The 18,665-nt window shown below is 60.0% G+C and carries 16 protein-coding genes; 6 read left to right on the forward strand and 10 right to left on the reverse strand.

The window, feature by feature from the left end:
• The first annotated feature begins 13 nt into the window (after window positions 1-13).
• The 6 genes from E0L15_RS10145 to E0L15_RS10170 all read left to right on the forward strand — a co-directional run bounded on the left by E0L15_RS10145 (window position 14) and on the right by E0L15_RS10170 (window position 10,723).
• Window positions 14-151, forward strand: coding sequence for a hypothetical protein (locus tag E0L15_RS10145; RefSeq protein WP_347565997.1), 138 nt, complete (start codon window positions 14-16; stop codon window positions 149-151).
• 22 nt (window positions 152-173) lie between these two features.
• Window positions 174-497 carry a cyclic-di-AMP receptor gene (locus E0L15_RS10150; RefSeq protein WP_087232940.1) on the forward strand — a complete coding sequence of 108 codons (324 nt, stop codon included), beginning with the start codon at window positions 174-176 and terminating at the stop codon, window positions 495-497.
• Window positions 497-1,243, forward strand: coding sequence for a hypothetical protein (locus E0L15_RS10155; protein ID WP_243155465.1), 747 nt, complete (start codon window positions 497-499; stop codon window positions 1,241-1,243). Before E0L15_RS10150 ends, E0L15_RS10155 begins: the two co-directional genes overlap by 1 nt.
• 26 nt (window positions 1,244-1,269) lie before the next feature.
• Window positions 1,270-2,568, forward strand: coding sequence for a stage 0 sporulation family protein (locus E0L15_RS12665; RefSeq protein WP_168125505.1), 1,299 nt, complete (start codon window positions 1,270-1,272; stop codon window positions 2,566-2,568).
• Window positions 2,569-2,899: 331 nt separating this feature from the next.
• Entirely contained in the window at window positions 2,900-3,538 is a 639-nt protein-coding gene (locus E0L15_RS10165) for an HAD family hydrolase (protein WP_168125506.1), read from the forward strand.
• Window positions 3,539-3,811: 273 nt separating this feature from the next.
• Entirely contained in the window at window positions 3,812-10,723 is a 6,912-nt protein-coding gene (locus E0L15_RS10170; protein WP_168125507.1) for a glycoside hydrolase family 2 TIM barrel-domain containing protein, read from the forward strand.
• A 777-nt stretch (window positions 10,724-11,500) separates the two neighbouring features.
• On the opposite strand, the gene E0L15_RS10175 is transcribed toward E0L15_RS10170, so the two are convergent.
• From E0L15_RS10175 to E0L15_RS10220, 10 genes are all read right to left on the reverse strand, one after another.
• Window positions 11,501-12,010, reverse strand: coding sequence for a hypothetical protein (locus E0L15_RS10175; protein ID WP_087232955.1), 510 nt, complete (start codon window positions 12,008-12,010; stop codon window positions 11,501-11,503).
• Window positions 12,007-12,174 carry a hypothetical protein gene (locus E0L15_RS10180; protein ID WP_168125508.1) on the reverse strand — a complete coding sequence of 56 codons (168 nt, stop codon included), beginning with the start codon at window positions 12,172-12,174 and terminating at the stop codon, window positions 12,007-12,009. Before E0L15_RS10180 ends, E0L15_RS10175 begins: the two co-directional genes overlap by 4 nt.
• A 423-nt stretch (window positions 12,175-12,597) precedes the next feature.
• Entirely contained in the window at window positions 12,598-13,275 is a 678-nt protein-coding gene (locus tag E0L15_RS10185; protein WP_087232961.1) for a DivIVA domain-containing protein, read from the reverse strand.
• A 49-nt stretch (window positions 13,276-13,324) separates the two neighbouring features.
• A complete protein-coding gene (locus tag E0L15_RS10190) occupies window positions 13,325-13,771 on the reverse strand; it encodes a cell division protein SepF (RefSeq protein ID WP_087232964.1) in 447 nt (148 codons plus the stop codon).
• A gap of 27 nt (window positions 13,772-13,798) precedes the next feature.
• On the reverse strand, window positions 13,799-14,509 hold the full coding sequence (locus E0L15_RS10195; protein ID WP_168125509.1) for a YggS family pyridoxal phosphate-dependent enzyme: 711 nt from the start codon (window positions 14,507-14,509) through the stop codon (window positions 13,799-13,801).
• Window positions 14,506-15,774, reverse strand: coding sequence for an HlyD family efflux transporter periplasmic adaptor subunit (locus tag E0L15_RS10200; RefSeq protein WP_168125510.1), 1,269 nt, complete (start codon window positions 15,772-15,774; stop codon window positions 14,506-14,508). Before E0L15_RS10200 ends, E0L15_RS10195 begins: the two co-directional genes overlap by 4 nt.
• Window positions 15,775-15,899: 125 nt before the next feature.
• Complete coding sequence (gene hfq, locus E0L15_RS10205) at window positions 15,900-16,142, reverse strand: RNA chaperone Hfq (RefSeq protein ID WP_204210579.1); 243 nt, start codon at window positions 16,140-16,142, stop codon at window positions 15,900-15,902.
• Window positions 16,143-16,198: 56 nt separating this feature from the next.
• Window positions 16,199-17,152, reverse strand: a complete 954-nt coding sequence (miaA, locus tag E0L15_RS10210) for a tRNA (adenosine(37)-N6)-dimethylallyltransferase MiaA (RefSeq protein WP_168125511.1) — start codon at window positions 17,150-17,152, stop codon at window positions 16,199-16,201.
• Window positions 17,149-18,171 (reverse strand): tRNA 2-thiouridine(34) synthase MnmA, encoded by a 1,023-nt coding sequence (gene mnmA, locus E0L15_RS10215; RefSeq protein ID WP_168125512.1) that lies wholly within the window; start codon window positions 18,169-18,171, stop codon window positions 17,149-17,151. The genes miaA and mnmA overlap by 4 nt, the downstream gene beginning before the upstream one ends.
• Before the next feature lie 175 nt (window positions 18,172-18,346).
• On the reverse strand, window positions 18,347-18,665 hold a 319-nt coding region (locus E0L15_RS10220), incomplete at its 5' end, for a hypothetical protein (RefSeq protein WP_168125513.1).

An 18,665-nucleotide genomic window follows, 5' to 3' on the forward strand; every position in this document is an offset into this window, starting at 1 on the left:
GGCGGAGGGGGAAGTGTGCGCCCAGCAGCTGGCCCCCTATCCTCCCGGCATCCCCGTGGTGGCCCCTGGTGAAAAAGTAGACAAAAAACATCTGGCCTATTTGGCCCAGATAGGATATAATACGAAGTATATCAAAGTGGTCCATCGTTGACTCAACGTAAGGGGGAGATCCTATGAAATTGATCATTGCTATCATCAACCATGACGACGTGGGTACCGTGACCCAGAACCTGTCCAAGAAAGGGTTTTCGTCCACCCGTCTGTCCACCACCGGCGGCTTTTTGATGGCGGGCAACGTGACGTTGCTCATCGGCGTGGAGGACGAAAAGGTGCAGGCAGTGATGGACATCATCCGGGAGTACTCTCACAGCCGCAAGCAGCTCATCCCCACCGCCTCTGAGATGACCTATGGGTACATCCCCACCATGCCTGTGGAGGTCACCGTGGGAGGCGCCACCGTGTTCGTGGTGGATGTGGAACGGTTTGAACGGCTGTGATGGACTTGCCCCAGACCCTCTCCCACGCCTATCTCATCACCGGAGGCAGTGAGCAGCAGCGCCAGGAGCTGGCCCGCCGCATGGCGGCGGCCTATCTGTGCACCGGCCAGCCTGCGCCCTGCGGCGTGTGCCGCCACTGCCGGAAGGTACAGGGCGGCATCCACCCGGATGTGCAGTGGGTGACCACCCTGGCGGACAAGCGGGAAATTACCGTAGATCAGGCCCGGACCCTCCGGGCCGATCTCTATGTCACCCCCAATGAGGGGGCCAGAAAGGTGTATATCATCGACCCCGCCGACGCCCTCAACCCGGCGGCCCAGAATGCGCTGCTGAAAAGCCTGGAGGACGGCCCTGCCTACGGGGCCTTTCTTCTGCTGTGCCAGCAGCCCGGGCGGCTGCTGGAGACGGTGCGCAGTCGATGCGAGACCCTTTCCCTGCCCCCCCAGGAGGACCAGCCCGACCCCCAGCAGCTGGAGAAGGCCCAGGCCCTGGCCCAGCTGCTGCTCACAGGCTCTGAGCTGGAGGTGGCCCAGCAGCTCACCGCTCTGGAGCTGGAGAAGCCCAAGAGCGCCCAGCTGCTGGAGCTGCTCTCCCTCACCGAGGGGTGCGTGGCCGGACAGCTGGCCCAGCATCCCCAGCGCGGGGTGAAGCTGCTGCAAATTTTGAAGCAGTGCCGGGAAAACGGGGTGTACAACCCCGGCGCCGGCCATGTGCTGGGCTGGGTGTGCGCCCGCCTGTTCGCCTGATTTCGATATACGACGGAGGAACATCCATGACAGAGATCATCGCAGTCCGCTTCAAAGCGGGCGGAAAGCAGTATTATTTTGACCCCCAGGGCCTCACCGTCCCCCAGGGCGCCGGGGTCATTGTGGAGACGGGAAAAGGGGTGGAATACGGCACCTGTTCCCGGTCCAACGCCATGGTCCGGGACGACGTGGTGGTGCAGCCCCTGCGCCCCGTGGTGCGTTTGGCCACCCAGAAGGACGAAAAGCAGATTCAGGACAACCACCGCAAGGAAAAAGAGGCCATGAAGATCTGCCAGCAGCTGGTGGAGCGCCACGGCCTGGACATGAAGCTGGTGGAAGTGGAGTACAGCTTCGACGGCAGCAAGATCATCTTCTTCTTCACCTCCGAGGGCCGGGTGGACTTCCGGGCCCTGGTGAAGGACCTGGCCAGCATCTTCCGCTCCCGCATTGAGCTGCGGCAGATCGGCGTCCGGGACGAGGCCCGGATGCTGGGCGGCCTGGGGATCTGCGGCAAGCCCTTCTGCTGCCACCAGTTTTTAGACGAGTTCCAGCCGGTGTCCATCAAGATGGCCAAGACCCAGAACCTGTCCTTGAATCCCACCAAGATTTCGGGCACCTGTGGCCGTCTGATGTGCTGTTTGAAGTACGAGCAGGAGGCCTATGAGGACGCCGTGAAGCGGTGCCCCAAGCAGGAGTCCTTTGTGGAGTGCCCCGACGGCGTGGGCAACGTCACCGCCGTCAACCTCCTGCGGGAGCAGGTGAAGGTGCGGCTGGAGGACTCCACCGAGCAGCCCAAGACCTACCGTACCACCGAGATTCGGGTGGTGCGCAACGGCAAGGGCAAGCGCCCCGAGGACTATGTGGCCCCTCCCAAGGAGGAGCTGGAGAAGCTGCGCTACATTCCCCCCGAGGAGGAGCGCAGTATGGGCAGCACCGCCAGTCTGGCGGCCCTGTTGGAGCAGTATATGGGGGCCTATGGGGACGGCGAGGAGAAGAAGTCCTCCTCCCGCAATCGCCGCCGCCGTGGCGGCGGGGCCAAGAAGGAGGCCCAGCCCCAGCCGGACAAGCAGCCGAAGGCCAAAGCCCCTCAGCAGGGCGGCGGGGCCAGCAAGCGGGGCGGCGCCAAGCAGCCCCAGGCCCAGAAGGGCGGACAGCCGCCCCGCCAGGGCCAAAAGCAGCCCCAGCCGAAGCCCCAGCAGCAGGCCAAGCCCAAGCCCGCCCCTCAGCAGCAGCCCCAGAACCAGGCCGGAGAGGGCGGCGAGAAGCGCCGCCGCAGTCGGCCCCACCATCGGAGGAAAAAGCCCCAGAGTGGCAACGAGGGGTAACAAATGAAGAATGAAAAATGAATAATGAATAATTATGGTGTGCCGCTTTGCGGCACGGATTTTGATTTGTGGTGCAGCCCGGAGGACTTTCACCTTGGCTCCCCCTCCGGGGGAGCTGGCAGCCCGTGAGGGCTGACTGAGAGGGTGCCCTCTCCGTCACAGCTGACGCTGTGCCACCTCTCCCAGAGGGAGAGGCAGGCCAGGGTCCCGATGCGATACGGATTTCTATGGTTGCAGAAACTGAAGGGCCTGCATTCTTCATTTTTCATTATTCATTACTCATTCAAAAGGTGCAGCCGAAAGACTGCACCTTTTTCACAAGGAGGACTCTATGAAAACCTACCAAGCGGTGCTCTACGACATCGACGGCACCCTACTCAACACCGTCAACATGAACATGTACCCCCTCCTCCGTATTATAAAGGAGGAGCTGGGAGAGGAGCGTACCCTGGCCGACGTGGTGAAATTCATGGCCTACACCGGCATGAAGGTCATGGACGAGCTGGGCATCCAGGACCCCCAGGCCACCTACCAGCGCTGGGTGCGCTACGTCAACGAGTATCCGGAGGGGGCCACCCCCTACCCCGGCATGGTGGACACCCTGGAGAGATTGCAGCAGCTGGGGGTGCGCCAGGCGGTGGTGTCCTCCAAAATGCGGGCCCAGTACCAGATTGACATGGTGGGCAACGGCCTGGACCAATACATGGAGACGGCGGTGCTGGAGGAGGACACCCAGCTCCACAAGCCCAACCCCGACCCCCTGCTGGAGTGCCTGCGCCGTATGGACCTGAAACCGGACCAGGTTTTGTACGTGGGCGATACCCCCTCGGACAGCAAGGCCGCCCAGGCCGCAGGCATCGACTTTGCCTATGCTGCCTGGAACGGCGTGGACTATGGCAGCGTGGACCATGCCGCCCATATTCTGGAGAAACCCGGCGATTTGCTGTCCCTGTTTCACGCAGAACACTGAAAAGAAACGGAAAATTTTTCTCTCAGCGGGAATGGAATCCACAGGCGTCCATTCCCGCTGATTTTTTAATAAAAATTCAAAAGGGGGAACAAATCGGTGTCAAAAAATCGGTTTCGGGAAAAGATTACCAGTGGAATGTAGCGAAATATCTAAAAGATGGGTTGAATACAGGGGGTGGTTTTGGTATGATGGTGAAAATAGCGGGCGTGTGTGTGGACAAATTCCAGGCACCTCCGCGGAAACCGCAGGATCATGAAAGGGAGGATGTAGAACATGAAACCAGCGTTGAAACGAAACTTGCGACGCACCATCTCTGCAACCCTGGCAACGCTCCTGGCAACTGGACTGGTAGCCCCGGCCCTGGCTGCCCGGTACTCCGGCGCGGAGGTCTATGACCACGTGCTGGACATTCGGGAGGAGCACTTCCAGAACACCATTGCCTTTGACGAGAATGGGAATGCCAACTTCACCGGTGATGAGTGGTATGACCAGAGCGAAGTCATCGGCATCAACCGTGAGCGGGCCAAGAGCCAGTTCATCTCCTATCAGGACACCGCCACCGCTCTGAAGGCAGAGCAGTCCGTGCTGGACGACGTGGGTCCTGAGACTTCGGACTATTACATGCTGCTGTCCGGCAAGGACTGGGACTTCGCCCTGGTGAAGACCCCCGAAGAGGCCAAAAAGGTAGACGAGACCTATCTGGCCAAGGACTACACCGGGGACGCCTTCCAGCCTGAGTACGTGCCCCAGGCCTGGCAGACCTACCGCAATGAGGACGGTACTTTTAAGTACGACGAGCCCATTTACACCAACCAATCCCTGCCCTGGATCAACAACTTCGAGGGCTCCAGCTACGGCAACCCCCACGCCCCCACCGTATACAACCCCGTGGGCTACTACCGCACCACCTTTGAGGTGCCTGAGAACTGGGATGGACGGGATGTGTTCATCTCCTTCCAGAGCGTGGAGTCCGCCTACTACCTGTATGTCAACGGCCACAAGGTGGGCTATTCCACCGACGCCTTCACTGCCCACGACTTCAACATCACCCCCTACCTCACCGAGGGTGAGAACACCATCGCTCTGAAGGTGTTCCGTTGGTCCATCGGCAGCTGGCTGGAGAACCAGGACTTCATCCGCCAGAGCGGCATTTACCGTGATGTGTATCTGTACGCCAAGGACGAGGCGGAAATCCGGGACTTCTTCGTGAAGACCCAGTTTGACGACCGCACCAGCGAGGACAGCGACGTGAACGTCACTGTGGAGACCGACGTGCGCGCCCTCCACAATGAGCAGGCGGGAACTTACACAATTTCCTCCTACATTGTGGATCACTCCGGTAAGACCGTGGCCACCGCCGACCATCAGACCGTGGAGCTGAAGGCCGCGGGTTCCTATGAGGACAAGCTGTCCGACGCGGGCACCACCGTCACCAGCACCATGAAGGTCGAGAACCCCGCCAAGTGGTTCCCCGACACCCCCAACCTGTACTCTCTGGTGCTGGAGCTCAAGGACGCCGACGGTAACGTCATGGAGTCCGTGGTGGAGCGCATCGGCTTCCGTGAGATCTACAAGGTGGACATCGACAATCAGGGCCACGAGCAGATGCAGATCACGGGCCGTCAGGTGGTGCTGCGTGGTGTCAACCGCCACGACACCGATCTGGAGACCGGACATGCCCTCACCTTCGAGGACTACCTCACCGATCTGACCCTGATGAAGGAGTACAACCTCAACGCCATCCGTACTGCTCACTACCCCAACGACAAGGCCCTGTACAACCTGGCCGATGAGCTGGGCCTGTACGTGTGCGCTGAGGCCAACATCGAGAGCCACGCCGCCGCTATGAACGGCGTGAAGGTGCCCACCGGTACCGGACAGGGTATGCCCGAGTGGGTCGCCACCGTCACCGACCGTGTGGCCACCAACCTGGAGATGTACAAGAACAACCCCAGCGTCATCATGTGGTCCCTGGGCAACGAGGCCACCTACAGCTACGCTCCCCTCAACGAGGACTACGGCTTCTGGGTTGCCTCCATGTACCTGCTCAAGCGTGACCCCGACCGTCTGCGCAAGTACGAGCGTGAGAGCGAGAACTATCAGCACCCCTACGTGAAGACCAACGGCCAGAACCCCTGGAGCACCGACGTGCGTAAGAACAACATCGTGGACGTGCAGTCCACCCAGTACGTGCTGCCCAACTACGTGGCCGGCTACCATGGACGCATGCCCTTCCTCCACTCCGAGTACAACCACGCCATGGGCCAGGCCTACGGCAACGCACTGGAGCACTGGGATGCCATCCGTGAGAACGACCAGGCTCAGGGCGGCTTCATCTGGGACTACATTGACCAGTCCATCCGCACCGTGCGGGACAACGGCGATGGCACCTATGACGAGTTCTGGGGCTACGGCGGCGACTGGATCGACCCCAACAACAACGACAACGCCTTCTGCGGCAACGGTCTGGTGTTTGCTGACCGCACTCCCTCTCCCAAGCTCACTGAGGCCAAGAAGGTCCACCAGCAGGTGAACTTCTACCTGGACGACCTGACCGTCACCTCCGGCCAGGACGTGACCTTGCAGGTGGTCAACGAGTATGAGAACACCAGCCTGGACGCCTTCGACATCACTTGGAAGCTCACCAAGGACGGCCTGACCGAGCTGGGCAGCGGCACTCTGGACCTGAACACCCCCAACATGGACGGTCAGTCCCTGATGAGCGGTCAGCAGGTGGAAGATGTGACCATCACCCTGCCCGAGTTTGAGGCCAAGGAGGGCAGCGACTACCTGCTGGACATCTCCGTCACCCTCAAGAACGCCACCAACTGGGCCGAGGCCGGTCACGAGGTGGCCTATGAGCAGTTCCAGCTCAACCCCGACGACGCTCAGACCTCTGAGACCCAGGTGCCCGACAAGGCCTTCGAGTCCACCCAGCGGGTGGGCGACGAGCTGACCCTCACCGGTACCACCGACAACGGCCAGAAGTTCGAGATCGTGCTGAACACGGAGAGCGGCACCATCGTCTCCTACAGCCTGGACGGCAACGTGGTCATGACTCAGGGCCCCGAGCAGAGCCTGTACCGCGCTGAGACCTACAACGACACCACCGTGGCCAAGAACGCCAACCTGAAGAACGCCGGCGCCACCGAGAACCTGTCCAACCTGGAGGTCTCCGTGAACACCAGCGAGAACAAGGTGCTCATGGCCATGAACGGCACCATGAAGGTGTCCGCCTCTGCCCTGATGGCCTACGAGATCTACGGCAACGGCGAGATCGTGGTCCTCAGCCAGTTCATCCCCACCAGCAACTTTGCCCCCAACGGTCTGCCCAAGATCGGTGGTCGTATGATCATCAACGGCGACTATGACAACCTCACCTTCTATGGCCGTGGTCCCGACGAGAACTACGTGGACCGCCAGAGCGGCTCCACCGTGGGCGTGTACACCTCCAAGGTGTATGATCCCGACGACGCCATGGGCGAGAACTCCAACTGGGACGGCAAGAAGATGCTCAAGCCCCAGGAGAACGGCAACCGCTCCGACATCCGCTGGACCGCTCTGACCAATGACCAGGGCGTGGGCCTGATGGTCACCGGCGACGGCCTGCTGGAGACTTCTGCCAACCACTACACTGCCGAGGACATGAACTCCGGCACCTACAACAGCGCCACCTATCGTCATCCCAACCAGGTTCCTCAGCGTCAGGAGATCGTGTGGAACATCGACCTGCACCAGAACGGTGTCAGCGACACCGCCTTCATGGGTCACAAGCCTCTGGACGGCTACTTCTTCCCCACCAACCAGAGCTACTCCTACTCCTATCGCATCTCCCCCGTCAACACCAACGACGTGGGCCAGCTGATGGACAAGAGCAACGAGGGCTTTAAGGTTCCCACCTCCTCTTACCCCATCACCGGCATCTACATCAACGACAACGCTGTGGCCGGCTTTGACGTGGGCAGCGAGACCGGCGCCAGCTACACTCTGGCCGCCAACGAGTCCATCGAGTCCGTCACCGTGGACGGCACCAACGACTTCACCGTCACCTACCACGAGGACGGCACCCTCACCGTCTCCGCCACCAACAGCTATGGCCAGGAGTTCAACTATGTGGTCAAGCTGGGCCGTGAGGGCAAGGAGCTGGACCGCTCCGTCCTCTCCAAGGTCAAGGTGGACAACAACTACAACGGCCAGCCTGGCTCTAACCTCATCGACGGCAACAACAACTCCATCTGGCACTCCAACTGGAGCATCACCACTCCCATGAACAAGCTGTGGTTCATGGTGGAGCTCAAGGACGAGACCGCCATCAACGGCATCCGCTACCTGCCCCGTCAGGACAGCACCAACCTCAACGGCGCCTATGGCCAGCATGAGATCTATGTCAGCTCCAAGCCCATCGATCAGCTGACCAGCGATGTGAGCAGCGGCGACTGGACCAAGGTTGCCACCGGCAGCTGGCCCAAGACCAAGGACTGGAAGTCCACCGCCTTCGGCGAGATGGTCAACGCCAAGACCGTCATGGTGGTGCCCAAGACCACCTACGGCGACACCGAGAACGCCTGGGGCTCCGGCGCTGAGTTCCGTGTCACCGCCGGCACCGTCATCAACGCCGCCGACGTCACCGTCAACCTGGAGGACAGCTACACCTACAAGGGTGAGGCCGTCCGTCCCGCCCCCGAGGTGAAGCTGGGCGACCAGACCCTCATCCGTGGCGTGGACTACACCGTGGAGTACACCGACAACGAGGCTGTGGGCACTGGTAAGCTCACCATCAACTTCTGCGGCGCCTTCGCTGGCGATGCCATCGAGAAGGAATTCAACATCGTGGAAGGCCAGCAGCGCACCCTGACCCTGACCCTGGGCGACCGCACCACCGAGAAGCAGGTGTATGTGGGTCAGACCGTCACCCTGGAGGCCGGCGAGGCCCCCGAGAACAAGATGTTCGACCACTGGTCCGCCAACAACGACGGCGTGAAGTTCGCCGACGCCAACAGCGAGACCACCACCTTCGTGATGCCCGACGCTGACGTCACCGTCACCGCCAACTATGTGGATGCCTACACCGTCACCGTGGTGGGCGGCTTCCTGGACGAGGACGGCACCATCACCTCTCAGAAGTACAAGGTCGGCTCCTCCGTGGTCTTCTACGCCGACATCCCCGAGGGCAAGGTCTTCGACGTGTGGACCATTGACAGCGAGGATGCCAGCATCACCGACCCCGCCCGGAACCCCGGCCTGATGAACTCCACCCCCGCCCACGACATCGTGGTCACCGCCAACTTCAAGACCGACCCCGACTACTTCGCCGTTCTGGATACCCTGCCCGATCACCACTATCTGGGCACCACCTTCACCGCTCCTGAGACCCTGCGCATCGTCCAGGGCGACCAGGAGTCTGAGGCCGCTGTGACCTGGAACGAGGCTCAGGTGAAGGCCATTCAGGACGCCGCCTCCGTGTGCACCCTGCCTCTGACCGGTACCGTGGCCGATCACGAGATCTCCACCACTGTGGCTGTGGTGCCCGGCAACGTGGTCTACTTCGTGGACAACGGCTCTGAGACCTTCTCTGAGCTGGCTCAGAACATCCTCAAGTACAACGCCACCACCGTGCTCAACACCACCCCCGACCAGTTCTACACCGAAGAGAGCGGCTGGGGCTGCACCAACCCCGAGTCCCAGGTGGAGACCCACAGCGACTACGGCACCGATGCCTATTCCACCATCCGCAACATGACCGACTCCAAGGGCGAAGACCCCAACGACGGTCGTGGCAAGCCCCTGACCTACCAGTTCGACAACCTGGAGGCCGGCACCTATCAGGTGTTCGTGGGCTACAAGAACATCTGGTATCAGACCACCTGGCAGCGCAACGCCACCATCGAGCTGCTCCAGGGCGACAACGTTCTGGCTTCCGTGGAGAAGAACCTGAACGTGGAGAAGGGCCAGTTCGTCCAGATGGAGATGGAAGTCACCGAGGCTGGCAGCGTTGAGCTGAAGATGACTCCCAAGGAGAGCGCCAACGCCAACAACGACATGCTGGTCAGCTACATCCTCATCACCAAGGACGGCGAGGTTGTGGAGCCCGAGGAGTACACCGTCACCGTGAACACCCAGGGCGAGGGCACCGCTACTGCCGAGCCCACCACCGCCACCGCTGGCACCACTGTGACCCTGACTCAGACCGCTGCCGAGGGCTGGCACTTCGTGGAGTGGAAGAGCGAGGAGGTTACCGTCAGCGATAACACCTTCGTGATGCCTGAGGGCAACGTCACCGTTACCGCCGTGTTCGAGAAGGACGCCGCCCCCGGCGAGGTCAACAAGACCCTGCTGGAGAAGACCGTCAAGTATGCCGATACCCTGTCCACCGAGGGTGTCACCGACACCGCCAAGAAGGCCTTTGAGGACGCTCTGGCCAACGCAAAGACCATCCTGGCCAAGGATGACGCCACCCAGGAAGAAGTCAACGCCGCTTGGGACGCCCTGCTGGAGGGCATCTGGGGTCTGGGCCTGACTCAGGGCGACAAGACCGTGCTGAACCTGGTCATCGAGCGTGCCGAGTCCATGATGGAAGAGGCCGACAAGTACGTGGAAGCCAACTGGCAGCAGCTGGTGGACGCCCTCAAGGCCGCTCAGGACGTGGCCGCTGACGGCGACGCCATGCAGGAGGATGTGGACGCTGCCACCGATGCCCTGCTGGATGCCATCCTGGCCCAGCGCTTCAAGGCCGACAAGTCCATCCTGGAAGACCTCATCGGCAAGGCCAAGGGCATCGACCTCACCGGCTACACCGCTGAGTCCGTGGCCACCTTCCGCACCGCTCTCAAGGCCGCCCAGGACGTGATGGCCAACGCCAACCTGTCCGAGGACGACCAGAAGATGGTGGACGACGCTGTGGCCGCTCTGAGCGCCGCCATGGACGGCCTCACCGCTGAGGGTGAGACCCAGCCCAGCGACAAGCCTGAGGCCACGGACAAGCCCGAGGCTACCGACAAGCCTGAGGCCACCGATAAGCCCGAGGGCACCGACAAGCCCGACGCCACTCAGAAGCCTGAGGGCGAGAAGCCCGCTCAGACTGGCGACACCAACAACGTGATGGTTCCCGTCATCGTGGTCGTCGTCTGTGTGGTGTGCCTGCTGGCCGTGGTTGTGGTTGCTCGCAAGCGCAGCAGCAAGCACTAATCGACGCCTGAGCGCACATTAGAGCTCTGATAAGCGACAAGAGCCCGGAGGAAGCATTGCTTCCTCCGGGCTTTTTTGTCCGTTTATAGGGCTCCCTTGTGCCACAGGAGCGGTCAGCCACTAGGATGATGGAAGGATTGTACTCCTCCGATTTCTCAGGCGGAAACCAGCGCCCCCGCCGGGGACGCTCCGCTGGGCCCCCTTTCTCAGCGATGAGAAAGAGGGGAAAGAATCGCCAAAGGCGGGGCCTTCCCCCGCCTTGTGGAATCCACCCCGCGGTACTGGCTGTCCCTGCGTGCTCCTATTTTCGGCCCTTGGACGGGTGGGGTCACATGGATGGCATGGAAGTTCCACAGAATATACCTGCTTCTGTGGAAACTTGTACTTCTATCGCCGGGGCCTTACCCGGGTGGGCCGCTGTTCCCAGCGATCGGCGGCGGGAACGCCGCTTCTCCGGGGTGAGGCCCTGGAAGGAGAGGCACCATCTCACAGAGAAGGGGGCGCTTCCCATAGACTTGCCAGGCCATCCATGTGACCCCACCAGGGCCTGGGCCGACCATAGCCTTGACGCAGGTCCAGCCTCGTACCCCAGGGAGGTCCTTAGGGGGGAACGCCCTAAGCGGCTTTTCGTCCATTTTGGCCAGTCAAAATGGACCCCCAGCGGGAAGCGTCCCCACCGGGCTGGCAAGCCTGAACTGGGTCCGAAAAGAAGGACAATCCCCCTGTGATTGAAAAAATATCCCCGTGAAACCGAAGCTTCACGGGGATCGCTTGAAACTACAAATTCAAATACATGGGAATACAGCCCTCAATAAAACGATTGGACGGCATTTCCATCAGCTCCACAAAGGAGTCAAATCCATGACGCTGATAGAAGGTTACGGCTTCGGGCACCGAGTATAACACAATGTGGTTTGCTCCACACTGTGTTTCCACAATGGTGTAGATTAACTGGATGAGATAGTACAGGCAGTAGTCGCTCCAATGCCCCTGATCTTCGCCGGAGTTGGGAAACACCTGATGTTGATACGTTTCATCCAGAGCAAAAATCTTAATTTCAATGGCGGGTGTGAGATGGAAGTGGGAGCCGGAGTGAATCACAATGCCGCTGCATGACAGGGCTGCAATTCCCACAAGCTCTGTTTTTTCTGCGTCAGCCCAGAAACAATACGGTACGGCATCCTCATCCCACAAGAATTTCTCCCGAAAATAGTCGTTGATACCGGCATGGCCGCAGTGAAAGGAAATCTGGTCCAGATCCTCTGGGGTGGCCTGAGAACAAATCATGGGTTGCGGCTAGATCGTCTGGTTTTCACAGCCTGAATCTGACGGTCCAGCTGTTGCAGACGGGAAGGACTAGCTGTGTGAAGTTCAGCTTGCCGAATCTTCTGGAGAGCATCCAGAACAGTGGTGTTGGGCTGGTGTAATTTCTGCTCCATATTGGAATCCATACGAAAAGCCTCTCGACAAGGGACTGCAAACAACGCCATTTTGGTGCCTCCTTTCCTTTGTACCCTATATTTCTTCTTGGTTTCCTTCCGTTTCAATCATATCACGCCCTGATATAAACTTCAAGAAACATTATATATATTTTATCATATAAATATTCCTTTCAGATTTTTCAGTGCGGTATCACCTGAATCTCGGCACACAAGTTTTCAGCCGTGGAAACACCTCTCCACCAGGGTAGTCTGGCAACGCAGTTTCCAGTGTGCTGGGCGTAGGGGCCGGGCTTGCCCGGCCCGAAACCAGGGCAGTGCCAGGGGAGAAGCGGGAGGGGCAAGCCCCTCCCCTACGGCGGTCTGCCCGGCAGTATGGTGAAAAAGGGCAAAAAATCCCCGTGAAACCTGAGGTTTCACGGGGATTTGATGTACTCACTTGATCTGGTAGTCCTTGCCAAACTGCAAGTCGTCAAACCGGCGGGTAGCATCCAGATACAGATCGTCCACGGGGTCGTTCTTGGGCTGCTGGGATTGCTGGAGGGGCTGAGAAATGGTGGGCTCCTCCACTTCCTCCTCCTCGGAGGTGAGGTCCTCCACGGGGGTGGTGGGCCCTTCCGGGACAATGGACTGGGCCATGGCGGCCTGAGCCATCTCCGGGGGGACCATCTGGCCCAGACGGGACAGGTAGTCCAGCTCCTCCTGGTGGAGGGCGTGGAGCTTCATGACGTAGTCCGCCGTGGCCTTCTGGGCCTGCTGGAGCCGGAACTCCTCTGCGGCGATCTCCGCCTCCAGCTTGGATTTGCGAGCCTGAGCCTCCTGGGTGGCGTCCTGCTCCAGCTGGGTCTTCTTCTTCTCCGCGTCGCTGACCATGGAGTCGGCCATCTGCTGGGCAGCCAGCAGGGTCTTACGCATGGCCACGTCGGTGGCCCGGTACTCTTCGATGGAATCGGAGAGCACCTTCAGCTTATTTTTCAAAATGGTGTTGTCGTTGTACAGTGCGGTGTAGTCCTCGGTGAGCTGATCGAGGAACTCATCCACCATGGTCATGTTGTAGCCGCCAAAGGTCGCTTTGGCAAAGACATGGCTGGCTACCTCCTGCGGAGTCATCATTGTGCAAGTCTCCTTTATTTCTATTTCTCACAACAAACAAAACCGGGGCTTAGAAATACAGCCCGTTGTTCTCCAGTTCATCAATCAGGTCACCCATGATCTCCACGTTGTAGGGGGTCATGATGTAGGTGGCCATGGACACCTTCTTGATGGTGCCCTCGTTGGCGTAGGTCACGCCGGAGAGGAAGTCGATGAGACGGCGGGCCACGGTCTTGTCGGTCTGCTCCAGGTTCAGCACAACGGTGCGCTTCTCCCGCAGGTGATCGGCGATTTCAGAGGCATTTTCAAAGCGTTCGGGCTTGACCAGCACCACTTGCAGCTGGGTGGTGGTGTGGATGTTGACCACCTTGTTGTTGCGGCGCTCAGGCTCGCTGGTGCGGGTGGTCTCGCTGGCGGGTGCGTTGTGGTTCACAGGGGCAAAATCCTCCTCGTAATCATCGTCGTCCTCATCCTCGTAAGGACGGGCCAGACGCTTCAGTTCATCCAAAAAGCTCATGGGTGAGAACTCCCTTCTATATATCGTTCAAAATGGGTTGGAAATGGGCGAACGAGGGCCAAAAATCGCCGTCCCCACCCGGATATGAGTGGCGCCGGCGGCAATGGCTGCGGTGAAATCGCCGCTCATCCCCATGGACAGTATCTTGGTATCTGTTTTATTATCTCCCATTCTTTCCTGTATGTCAACAGCAAGAGCCTGCAATTTATGAAAAAACGGTAAATTTTCCTCAGGAAAGGTTGCGGCGGGGGGAATGCACATCAGGCCTCTCAGGCGCACGTGGGGAAGCTGCCCACACAGCTGGGCGGCGGGCAGCACATCGGGTACAAAAAAGCCGGATTTGGACGGCTCCTGGGCCAAATTGACCTCCAGCAAAATGTCCTGAACCAGCCCGGCCTTCCCTGCCTGCTTGTCAATTTCCAGCAGCAGCTTCTGGGAGGACACCGAGTGGATCAAATCCACTTTGCCCATGAGGTATTTCACCTTGTTGGTCTGCAAGTGGCCGATGAAGTGGACCTGTGCCCCCTCATAGGCCCCCGCTTCCCAGTGGGCGGTGAGCTCCTGCACCCGGTTCTCCCCGCACACCGTCACCCCGGCGGCAATGGCCTGCCGGATGACGTCATCCGATTGGGTCTTGGTGGCGGCCACCAGGGTGATCTCCGCCGGGTCCCGGCCAGCGGCCAGGGCGGCGGCCCGGATTTCTTCCACAACGTGGGCTAAATTTGTGGAAATACTCATGAGCGCACCACCATCCCGTCGGTGATGTTGGTGGTGTTGAGGATGACCTCATCCCCGGCCCGCAGGCGGGAGGAGGCGGTCTCATCCACCGGCTGGACCAGGTAGAAGGAGTCGTCGTCGCTGTAGACCACCTTCACCTCCTGCCACTCGGCCTGGGTGCCCACCACGGTGTACACGCCGTAGGAGTTGACCTGGCTCTGGTTGCCCTGGTCGTCGGTGACGGTCTCGGTGTTCACCCGCAGGGCCTGGCGGGGGATGCGGATGCCCTCCACCTGCTGGGCGATGATGTCCACCGTCTGCTGGCGCAGCAGGGTGGTGTCAGACAGGTTGGTGTTGGTGGAGAAAATGGCCATGGTCTGGTCATTTTCCATGACCAGACGCTCCAAATTCATGGAAATCATGCCGTAGTAGTCGTCCGAGAAGGAAATTTTGTAGGTCTTGCCCTCCAGCAGGCCCTCCACCGACGGCTGGTCGATGAGGGTGGCCAGATACCAGGTGTTGTTGGTCACCACCTTGCCCAGGGCGGCCGGGGGGTCCGCCACCTCCTTGTGGAGCAGCTCGTTGAGCTGCTGCATGGTCAAGGAGGAGAGCATGGACGGGGTGATGAGGCTCTCAAAGCCGTCCACTTCCCCGGAGAAACACCCGGAGGCGGGGGAGGTGATGGTCTGGGACACCTGGCTGAGGGAGGCGTTGAGGGAGTCCAACTGCTTTTGCTTGTCGGAAATCAGTTGTTTGATCTGGGTGGCGGCCTGGGTGTTGCCGTAGCTGTAATCCCGCTGGAACACCATGGTGCGCAGGTGGAGGGCGGAGTCCTCCAGGGTGGACAGGTCACCGGAGGCGGCCAGGGAACGGATGGCCACCATGGAAGAGATCACCTCTTCGTCCAACTTGGAGGAGTTGGTGGCCTGGGTGCCCGTGGACAGAGAGTACTCCAGCTGCTGAATCTCCGCCTCCAGGGACTGGATGGTCTGGCGGGTCTCCAACGAGTCCTGACTGGCGTGAATCAGGGCAATTTGGCCGCCTTTGGACACCTTTTCACCCTCGTCCAGTAGGATATCCACATACTGTCCGGTGGTGGAGATCACCTGTTCGTCCCGGACCAGAAGGGCGGAGGCCTCGGTGCCGATGTCCACCGAATAGGCGTAGGCGGTGGTGGTCACCAGGTCGGGTTTGAAGCCCAGGGCCAGATAGACGGCGAAATACAGAATCACCGCGGCGCAGATGACGCCGATGATGACTTTATTGACCAATGTACTCTCTTTCATAGGCTCATTCCTTTTTTATGTGGGGAACGCTTGCCAATGGAACGGCACGTTTCCCGGTTTGGGAAACCGGTGCCAATGGATTGGCACGGTTCCGTGGGGTTGGAACACGCCTTCCGAGTTGGGGATTATTCCTCCATATTCACCGGTCGTTCCGGAGTGATGGTGGAAATGGCGTGTTTGTAGATGATTTGCTGTTTTCCGTCACTGACCAGCACCACCACATAGGGGTCAAAGGCGGTGATGACCCCCCGGAGCTGGAACCCGTTGATCAAGAAGACGGTGACCCGGGCGGCGGTGCGGCGGAGGGTGGACAGGACGGTGTCCTGGACGTTGGGCTGTTTGCCCACGGCGACTGCGGTAAAACTCATGGTTATCAGCACTCCTTTTCTTTTTTGGGCCAGGCGTGGCCTGTCCCAGAGTGCTGTTATTGTAAGCCATGGGCGTGGGCGAGTTCTGTCGAACTTGCGACGGCTTGGGAAAAATTGGGGTTTTCTCCCCAGCGAATCCAGTGGGTGTTGGGGTTGCGGCGGAACCAGGTGAGCTGCCGCTTGGCGTACTGCCGGGAGCGCAGCTTCACTTCCTCCGCTCCCTCCTCCACGGGGCGGCCTTGTTCCAGAGCGGAGATGATCTCTTTGTAGCCGATGGCCTGCATGGCGGTGCAGGTGGGGGGGATTCCGGCGTCCAGAAGCCGCCGCACCTCGTCCTCCAGCCCCTGCTCCATCATCACATCCACCCGGCGGTCGATGCGCTGCCACAGGTGGGGACGCTCTTCAAAATCCAGGCCAATGGTCAGGGGATGATAGCGAGGCGGAATGGCCTGGGACTCCCGGTTGTGCTGGGAGATGGTCTTTCCGGTGGTGAGATATACCTCTAGGGCCCGGATGATGCGCTTTTCGTCGTTGGGGTGCAGCCGCTGGGCGGACTCCGGGTCCACCTGGGCCAGCTTGTCCCGCAGGGGCTCCAGCCCCTCCTCCCTGGCCTGCTGCTGGAGCTGCTGACGCACCCCGGCGGTGTCGGGGGCGAAGGGGGCAAATTCCCGCCCGGCCATGAGGTTGTCGATGTACAGCCCGGTGCCCCCTGCCACAATGGGCAGCTTGCCTCGGGCGAGAATGTCGTCCATGACGGGGATGGCCTGGGAGACATAGCGGCCCACGGAGAAGTTCTCCCAGGGGTCGGCCACGTCCAGCATGTGGTGGGGCACCCCCTGCATCTCCTCCGCCGTGGGCTTGGCGGTGCCGATGTCCATGCCCCGGTAGACCTGCATGGAGTCGGCGGACACCACTTCCCCGTTCAAGCGTTGGGCCAGAGCCACCGCCAGGGCGGTTTTGCCGGAGGCGGTGGGGCCGCAGATGACCAGACAGTCGGGCGTGTGGTTCATCGGATCCACCCGCTTCCCAGCACCTGGTCGCCCTGGTAGAACACCGCCAGCTGGCCCGGCGTGGGGGCTCGGGCGGGGTGCTTCATGTGGATGTCCACCCGTCCACCCCCCAGGGGAATGATGGTGGCGGGGTCCTGACGGCGGGAGTGGCGCAGGCGCACCTCCACCTCCATGGGGGTGGACAGAGGATGTTCGCCCAGCCAGTTCAGGGAGTTGGTATGCACCATAAAGGCGTGGAGCCCCTCCCCGTGGGAGAGCACCACCTCATTGGTGTGGGGGCGGATTTCGGTGACAAACAGCCGCCCGGTGGAGGAGACCCCCAGCCCCCGGCGCTGGCCGATGGTGTAGTGGTGGAAGCCTTTGTGGGTGCCCAGGACGTTGCCGTTGGCGTCCACAAAGTTCCCCGGCGGGGGTGTGCCGCCCCGGGCGTCCAGCCAGGCGGCGTAGTCGTCGTCGGGGATGAAGCAGATCTCCATGGAGTCGGGGCGGTCGGCGGCGGGCAGCTGCCCGGCCTCCGCCTCCTGGCGGGTCTGCTCCTTGGGGCCGTCCCCCAGGGGGAAGAGGACGTGGGAGAGCATGTCCCGGGTGAGCCGGGAGAGCATGTAGGACTGGTCGTTGGCGGAATTGCCCCGCAGTAAAATGGGGCCGCCGTCGCACCCGGTGCCAATGCGGGCATAGTGTCCGGTGGCCACCCAGTTGGCCCCGATTTCCCGGGCAAAGGAGATGAGGGCGGGGAACTTCACCGCCCGGTTGCACACCGCGCAGGGAATGGGGGTGCGGCCGGACAGGTAGTCGGCGGCAAAGGGGGCGCACACGTGCTCCTCCAGCTCCTGTTGGATGGAGCGCACGGTGAGGGGGATGCCCAATTTGGCAGCGTTGTCCCGGGCGGACTGTTCGCCCCCCAGCCCGATGTCCAGGTACAGCCCGTGTACCTCATAGCCCTGGCCCAAGAGCCGCTGGGCGGCTACGGCGGAATCCACCCCGCCGGAGAGCCCTAAAACCACCTTCTTGTCTGCCATGTGCTGCGTCCTCCTGTGGAAATGATTTACCGTTTAGTATACCAGAAAAGTATGAACAATTCAATAAAAATGGGAGAATGGTAGAATATAACTTGATAATTAGAAGGTGGGGATATATGGTTGAACATATCAGACAGCATAGTAATCGTAGCTCTAATTAAAATGGAAGAAATGCTCACGAGAATAATTTATCCGTTAAATCTACAAAACTATTTGATATTATTATTCCTGTATCACGCTTTATTTTAAAGGCTAGAAAATAGTGGCTTTTTCCTTTAACTTTTTTGTGGAGATCACGATAATTGTTTAAAAGATATTTTGAAATGGCTATTGTTCCTTCAATTCCGTTTCCAAACAAAATATGAACAGTGCCGTGGTTCTCAATATCAAAATCTGTACTTGATAGTTTCACAATAATTGCATACCGTTCTCCCTTTTCCACTAAAAATCTTTCTTCGTGCGAATTACCCCAACAAAAGCCTTCTTTTTCAGAT

Origin of the sequence: Pseudoflavonifractor sp. SW1122 (genome assembly GCF_012027765.1) — a bacterium.
Classification (GTDB): Bacteria; Bacillota; Clostridia; order Oscillospirales; family Oscillospiraceae; genus Enterenecus; species Enterenecus faecium.